General features: G+C 68.7%; 4 protein-coding genes and 1 pseudogene. 3 read left to right on the top strand and 2 right to left on the bottom strand.

Translation table 11 applies throughout. The features are described 5' to 3' along the window. Positions 1 to 308: 308 nt before the first annotated feature. Positions 309 to 1,928: an EAL domain-containing protein gene (locus tag DBR20_RS15855; RefSeq protein ID WP_108266835.1), complete on the top strand. Its 1,620-nt coding sequence runs from the start codon at positions 309 to 311 to the stop codon at positions 1,926 to 1,928. A 300-nt stretch (positions 1,929 to 2,228) separates the two neighbouring features. On the opposite strand, the gene DBR20_RS15860 is transcribed toward DBR20_RS15855, so the two are convergent. Both DBR20_RS15860 and DBR20_RS15865 read right to left on the bottom strand, forming a co-directional pair. Continuing rightward, positions 2,229 to 3,413, bottom strand: coding sequence for an MFS transporter (locus tag DBR20_RS15860; protein ID WP_108266836.1), 1,185 nt, complete (start codon positions 3,411 to 3,413; stop codon positions 2,229 to 2,231). Next, a complete protein-coding gene (locus tag DBR20_RS15865) occupies positions 3,410 to 4,588 on the bottom strand; it encodes a serine hydrolase domain-containing protein (protein ID WP_108266837.1) in 1,179 nt (392 codons plus the stop codon). Before DBR20_RS15865 ends, DBR20_RS15860 begins: the two co-directional genes overlap by 4 nt. A gap of 228 nt (positions 4,589 to 4,816) precedes the next feature. On the opposite strand from DBR20_RS15865, the gene DBR20_RS15870 reads away from it, so the two are divergent. Beyond that, positions 4,817 to 5,716 carry a LysR family transcriptional regulator gene (locus DBR20_RS15870; protein ID WP_108266838.1) on the top strand — a complete coding sequence of 300 codons (900 nt, stop codon included), beginning with the start codon at positions 4,817 to 4,819 and terminating at the stop codon, positions 5,714 to 5,716. 226 nt (positions 5,717 to 5,942) lie between these two features. Continuing rightward, a pseudogene (locus tag DBR20_RS23320) lies at positions 5,943 to 6,621 on the top strand (ATP-binding cassette domain-containing protein); the annotation flags it as partial.

Below are 6,621 nucleotides of genomic sequence, written 5' to 3' on the forward strand. Positions count from 1 at the left end.
CCGCCGATGGCGATCAGTTGCAGGTGACGGTTGGACAGGCTGCGGCGCAGGTGCTCGGGGGGCGTGGCGGGCTCGGTCATGGGCGCGGGAAGAGGCGGGTGAAGCGTCCGACGGTAGTCCTCCGGCTGCCACAACACCAGCACCGGACGGACCAGGACCGTCAACAAGTGTCGCCTTCACCACAATGTGACCCGTTACCGCATTTGTCCCATTCCGCCCAGCCCGGCGCCGTGTTCATATACCGCCATCGCCCAAGGACCGGCCCCGCCCATGTGCCCAGCCCTGCACACCTCTCTGGAGCCCCGGTCATGAGCCGACTGCGGGTCATCATCGGCGGCACCGTACTGGCCGTGCTGGCCGCTGCGTTGCCGATCGCGGTCATGGTCTATGCCACCTGGGATCGCGCCGTCAGCGTCGAGCAACAGCGCCTGCATGCCATCGCCGAGCGCAGCCTGCGCCGCACCGAAGTGTCCTACCAGGAAGCGCTGGCGGCATTGAAGTCGGCCGAGGCGACGGTGCTGCCGCCCTGCGGGGCCGAACACATCCTGCGCATGCAGACCCTGGTGATGACCACGCCGTCGTCCGACCAGATGGGCTACTTCGAGGGCGGCAAGCTGCGCTGCACGTCGTGGGGCCCGTTCCTGCGGGATGTGGACCAGCCCACGCCGGACCACGTCACCAGCGATGGCGTCGGCATCACCGTGGACGTGCACCCCGAGGCGGCCGGCCGGCGGCCGATGCTGTCCATCATGTACGGGCCCTACGACGTGCTGGTCGACCCCCGTCGCTTCGTCGATGTCATCGTCGACCCGGACGTACGGCTGGCCCTGGCAAGCCCCGATGGACGACTGCTGACCCAGCAGGACGGCATGGACCCGACCCTGTTGCAGCAACTGCTGCGCGAACCCGGCGAGGGCCTGGACCGCAGCACCCTGTATGCCAGCGCGCGCAGCGGTGAATGGCTGGCGATCGCCACCGCCCCGCGCACTGCGCTGGCAGCGACGTTCCGGCAGCAGGCGTGGTTGTTCGTGCCATTGGGACTGCTGATGGCCGCCGCCGGTGCCGGCCTGGTGATCTGGCTGTCGCGGCGACGGCTGTCGATGCGCGGCGAACTGGGCATCGCCATCCGCCGCCGCGAACTCTACCTGCACTACCAGCCGATCATCGAGCTGGATACCGGCATCTGCGTCGGCGCCGAGGCGCTGGTGCGCTGGCAGCGACCCGACGGCACGCAGGTGCGTCCGGACCTGTTCATTCCGTTGGCCGAAGAGGCCGGGATGATCGCCGCCATCACCGATCTGGTGATCGAGAACGTGGTTGCCGACATGCGTGAGCTGCTGGCCGAGGATCGCAGCGCGCACATCGCGATCAACCTGGCGGCCGAGGACATCAGCAGCGGACGGGCGCTGAAGGTGATCTCGCAGCGCATGGCCGGCAGCGGCATCCTGCCGCAGCAGATCTGGCTGGAGGCCACCGAGCATGGCTTCCTCGATATCGACCGTGCGCGCACCATGCTGGCGGCGGCGCGACGCGCAGGTCACAGCGTGGCCATCGATGATTTCGGCGTCGGCTATTCCAGCCTGCAGTACCTGCAGCAGCTGCCGTTGGATGCACTGAAGATCGACAAGTCCTTCATCGATGCGATCGGCACCGAAAGTGCGACCAGCCCGGTCACGCCGCACATCATCGGCATGGCCCGCGAGCTGGGCCTGTGGCTGGTGGCCGAAGGCGTGGAAACCGAAGCGCAGCTGGCCTACCTGCACAGCCAGCACGTGCAGTTCGGCCAAGGCTGGCTGTTCTCGCGGCCGCTGCCGCGCGATGAGTTCATCGCCTTCCATCGCAAGCGCCAGCAGCAGTACGGCGCAGCGCGGGAGCACATGCAGAATCCGCGCAGCGTGCCGTTCGAACGCGAGCAGGCGGGGGAGTAGTAGTCGGCGAACGGCGCGGCCCCTCGTGGTGGGTCGCGTAAAGCTGTTCGTGGGTTGGCCGGGCGGGGTGGATACGCGGGGGACGCCGTGAATCCGTCCATGGAGGCTTGGCCGCGGCATCCATGCCGCGGACACCCCCGCGTACCCACCGCGCCCGACCCGGGACAGATCTCTGCGGCGTTCCACCACGTAAGAGAGAAGAGAAAAACAACAGCGGGTCGCTGCGCTCGCACGTTCTGCTCTCTGTAGTGCCGGCCGCTGGCCGGCAGCCCCGGCAACCCCGTCACCGTTGAGTGACGCCTATGCCCAGGCCTTCGGCCGGGCCCACAGCCAGGCTGCACACACCGCCAGCAGCAGCAACGGCAACCAGGCCAGGTGCTGTGCGCCGCTGGCCTGCAGCATCAGGCCGCCACCGACGCCACCGGCGGCGATGGCCAGGTTCCAGCCGGTCACCAGCATCGACTGCGCCAGGTCGGCGGCGGCACCGGCGCGGCGGGCCAGGGCGGTCTGGAACAGGGTGGGAACGGCACCGAACGCGACGCCCCACAGGATCGTCACCAGCAGCAGCACGCCCGGCACGCCTGGCCACAGCAGCAGCGAAACCACCGCCATCACGAAGCCGATCACGCTGGCCCATACCAGCGCGCGCAGATGGCGGTCCACGCCCCAGCCGGCAATGGCGATGCCCACGATCGCGGCGATGCCGAACGCCAGCAGCAACCGGTCCAGCCAGCCACCGGCACCCGCCTGCACCGCCAACGGCTCGATGTAGGTGTACAGCACGTTGTGCGCCAGCACGTACAGCACCATCACCAGCAGCGTGCTGCGGATACCGGGCATGCGCCAGACCGAACCCAGCGACATGCGCCGGCCTGCGCCGGCCGCCGGCAATGCGGGCAGCGCCCAGCGCGCGTAGCCGAGCAGCAGCACCGCTAGCACGCTCATCAACGCGAACGCCCAGCGCCACCCAATCTGCTGACCCAGCAAGGTGCCAGCCGGCACCCCCAGCGACAACGCCAGCGGCGAGCCGATCATCGCCACCGCGATCGCCCTGCCCTGCAGTTCCGGCACCACCATGCGCGCGGCATAGCCGGCCACCAGCGACCACAGCAGGCCCGCGCCCACACCTGCCAGGAAGCGGGCCACCAGGGTCAGCACGTAGTCGTGGCTGAGCGCGGTCACGGTGTTGACCACCATGAAGCCGGCAATCGCCGCCAGCAGCAACGGACGACGCGGCAGGCGCTGGGTCAGCGCGGTCATCGGCAACGCAGCCAGGACCGAGCCCAGTGCATACACACTGACCAGTTGTCCTGCCGCCGCGTCGCTGACGCCGAGACTCTCGCCCATCGGCCGCAGCACGCCGGCTGGCAGCGTTTCGGTCAGCAGGGTGATGAAGCCACCACCGGCCAAGGCCAACAGGCCACGCCACGGCAGACGCGTTGCCTCGCCGGCCGGTGCACCGGCATCGATCGCGTGGCCGCTCATCGCGCCGTCTCCAGATCGGCATACACCGCATCGCGTAGTTCATCCACGAACGCGCCATGCATGCCTTCGTACAGTGTATTGGTCAGCGCGACCACGCTCAGGCCGCGCGCCGGATCGACGAACCAGCTGTGGCCGTAGGCACCGCCCCAGCGCCATGTGCCCACCGTCTGCGGTGTGCCGCTGGCTGCGGCATCACGCAGCACGGCAAAACCCAGGCCGAAGCCCCAACCGGGCGGATCGATCGGTCCCAGCTCGCCCAACTGAGGCATTCCCATCTGTGCCATCAAACTGTCGGGCAGCAACTGTGAGGCACGCGAATCACGCAACGCCTCCAGCACGGTCATCACCTCGTCGGCGCTGCCCACCAGCCCTGCACCGGCCGACGGATAACGGTGTGGATCGGTCGCCCGTGCCAGGCTGTATTCGATGCCCACCGAGCCCTCGAAGGCAGGCACCACCTCGCCCTCCTGCAAGCGATGCGGCTGCGGCACGTCACTGACATACGGCGTCGCCAGGCGGCCACCGTCGCTGGTGGCAAACGCGGTGTCGCGCAGGCCCAACGGCTGCGCCAACAACCGGTCGAACAGCACCTGCAGCCTTTCGCCAGTGGCCGCTTCAGCCACCGCGCCCGCTACATCCACGCCCAGCGAGTACAGCCACTGGCTGCCCGGCGCGAACAACAGCGGCGCCTGCGCGATGCGCTGCACGTTCTGCTGCAGCGTCACCGCGCTCGCGTCCATGCCATCGCTTACGCCCGCCTGCGCGTAAGGCCCCTCGGCGTCGGCTTCCAGGAAGCGATAGCCCAACCCACTGCTGTGGCTGAGCAGCTGGCGCAGGCTGATCGATGGCTGGCTGCCATCGGCCAGTGCCGGGCGGAACGTCGGCAACCAGCGCTGCACCGGCGTATCCAGATCGAGCACACCCTCTGCCACCAGGCGCAGGATCACCGTGGTCAGCAGCGGCTTGCTCACCGAAGCCAGCCGGAACAGGTGGTCGCGGCGCATCGGTGTATTCGATTCACGGTCGGCCAGGCCACTGGCGCTGACATGGCGCAGCACGCCGTGTTCGCGCACCAGTACCACCGCACCGACCAGGCGCTGCGGATGCACGGCCTGCAGCAGCGCGCTCACCGCGGGCAGGGCCGGTGCAGTATCAACAGGGAGGGCGAGTGTCATCGGGGTGATCCGTGGGGAGAGGCCCGCCACGGTAGGCAGCTTCGGCGCCCGCAAAAAGCGGGGCCGGGCTCCGCGCATCATGGACCTCCTGGTCCGCAATCGGCATGATGCCCGGAACCACTGGGCCGCAACGACCCGTCGAGCGCCCGCACCGCACTGTTGCACCGGCTGCGTCACCAGGCCTGCCGACCGCCGCCTACCCTGCCCTCTTTCGCAGCGATCTTCCCCATGTCCGTCCTCGACAACCTGGCCAACCTGCAGACCTTCGTCCACGCCGCGGACACCCGCAGCTTCGTCGAAACCGGCCGCGTACAAGGCATCTCCGCCTCGGCCGCCGGCAAGTGCGTGGCCCGGCTTGAACAGGCGCTCGGTGTACGCCTGTTCCACCGCAGCACGCGCAGCATCACCCTCACCGCCGAGGGCCAGCTGTTCCTGGCGCGCTGCCGGCGCATCCTCGACGAGCGCGACGCCGCACGCACCGAACTGGCCCAGCAGCACGCAACCCCCAGCGGCACCCTGCGCATCAGCCTGCCGCTGGTAGGCGACCTCACCCTGCCGTTGATGGCGGAGTTCATGGCCGCCTATCCCGACATCCGCCTGGAGCTGGATTTCTCCGATCGACTGGTCGACGTCATCGAAGAGGGATTCGATGCCGTGCTGCGTGTCGGCGAGCCCAGCGACTCACGTCTCACCGCGCGCCGCCTCGGTGTGTTCCCACGCCGCGTCGTCGCATCGCCGGCCTACCTGCAACGGCATGGCACGCCGCAGATGCCGGCGGACCTGCTGCAGCACCGCCTGCTGCACTACCGCTTCCCCAGCAGCGGCAAACTCGAACCGTGGCCGATCCTCTGGCCCGAGGGCGACACGGCGCAGGAACTGCCGGTGCACCTGGTGGCCAACACCATCGAGGCGCGAGTGGCACTGGCACTGCGCGACGGTGGCCTGGCGTTCGTGCCGGTGCATTCGGTACGCGATGCACTCGCTGACGGCCGGCTGGTCACCGTGCTTGATGAGCACGTGCATTCCTGCGGCACGTTCCACCTGTTGTGGCCATCGGGCCGCCATGTGCTGCCGAAGCTGCGGGTGTTCATCGAATTCGTCGGCGCGCGGCTGGATACGGTGCCGTAACGCGGCGCAGCGGCCGCGACCATTCAGCTCACGGCGCTATACTTCCCACTCATTCCTCATAGAGGCTCGCGACCAATGCGCCAGTGATGCCGCCGTCTTCGCACTAGACGGCCCGACTCTTCCCGCCCCTGCGCGCAGGGGAGAACCAGGCATCCATGGAGGTCGCATGACTTCGCATTCCCTCACGCTCGATCGCGTGTCGTATCGGTTGGCCGATGGCCGACCGCTGTTTTCCAATCTGTCCTTTTCCTTCGAACCGGTGGCCACCGGCCTGGTCGGCGCCAACGGTGTGGGCAAGAGCGTGCTCGCGCGCCTGCTCGCCGGTCACCTGTCGCCCGACGAGGGCCACGTGCACCGCAGTGGCCAGGTATTCCTGTTGCCCACACCCGGCTATCCGCCACGTGGCACGGTCGGCGAACTGGCCGGCGTAGGCGCCGAACTGGCGGCACTGGCGCGCATCGAAGCGGGCAGCGTCGATGCAGCCGACTTCACCTGCATCGGCGACCGCTGGAACCTGCGTGAACGCCTGCAGCAGCAGTGGCAGGCAATGCAGCTGGCGGCCGACCTTGATCCTGCGCAGCCCGCCGCGCGCCTCAGTGGTGGCCAAGCGATGCAGGTCGCCCTGTCCGGCGCGTGGGCCAGCGGCGCGGCCTGGCTGATCCTCGACGAGCCCAGCAATCATCTCGACGCCCATCACCGCCGGCAACTGTATGCACAGCTGCAGCAATGGCAGGGCGGTCTGCTGGCCATCAGCCATGACCGTGGCCTGCTCTCGCAGATGACGCAGATCGTCGAACTGGACGCGCACGGCCTGCATCGTTATGGCGGGCCATGGCAGCACTATGCCGACGCGCGTGCCGCCGAACGCGAGGCCGCCGCCGCCCAGCTCGACCACGTCCGCGCCC

The organism is Stenotrophomonas sp. HMWF023, assembly GCF_003060985.1.
Classification (GTDB): Bacteria; Pseudomonadota; Gammaproteobacteria; order Xanthomonadales; family Xanthomonadaceae; genus Stenotrophomonas; species Stenotrophomonas lactitubi.